Here is a 776-nt window from a genome sequence, read left to right as displayed (position 1 = left end):
TGGGCAACGAGATGCAGCAGCAGTCGGCCTTGCAGGGCGGCGTGCAGCAGATGTCGGCACCGGCCACCACGTCGCTCGCAGGCATCGTCAAGGAGTTCGGCCTCGTCGACTTCCCCTTCTCGGTGAACAACTTCGCGCAGGCCGATGCGCTGCTCGACGGCCCGTTGGGCCAGGCCCTGATCGCCAAGCTCCCCGAGAAGGGCCTCGTCGCCCTGGGCTACTGGGACCTGGGGTTTCGCAACGTCACCAACAGCAAGCGCCCCATCGCCAAGCCTGAAGACCTCGAAGGTCTGAAGATCCGCGTGATCCCCAACCCCGTGTTCCTCGAAACCTTCAAGGCCTTCAAGGCCAACCCGGTGCCGATGCCTTTTGCCGAGCTGTACGGTGCGCTCGAAGCCAAGGCTGTCGATGGCCAGGAGAACCCCTATGCGGTGATCCTGTCGAACAAGTTCTACGAAGTGCAGAAGTTCGTGAGCGCCACCAACCACGTGTACGCCGCCAACATCGTGCTGGTGAGCAAGAAGTTCTGGGACTCGCTCACGCCCGCCGAGCAGAAGATGATGAACGACGCGGCCAACGAGGCGCGCGGCTACCAGCGCCAGGTCAGCCGCGCTGCCGCGCAAAAGGCCGTGGGCGACCTGCAGGCCAAGGGCGCGCAGTTCAACGAACTCAGCGCCGCCGAGCAAAAGCGCATGCGCGACATCGCCAAGCCCGTCGTCGACAAGTTCGCCGCCCAGTACGACCCCGCCATCGTCAAGCTCTACAACGACGAGCTC

The 776-nt window shown here is 64.2% G+C and carries 1 protein-coding gene; it reads left to right on the top strand.

Annotated features, from left to right (window positions below):
* On the top strand, nt 1-776 hold a 776-nt coding region (locus tag AC07O4_RS31495), incomplete at both ends, for a DctP family TRAP transporter solute-binding subunit (RefSeq protein WP_495306621.1).

It is taken from the genome of Variovorax sp. GW821-FHT09D04 (assembly GCF_059416405.1).
The sequence above is the reverse complement of the archived record's forward strand: the minus strand, read 5'-3'. Positions and strand labels throughout refer to the sequence as shown.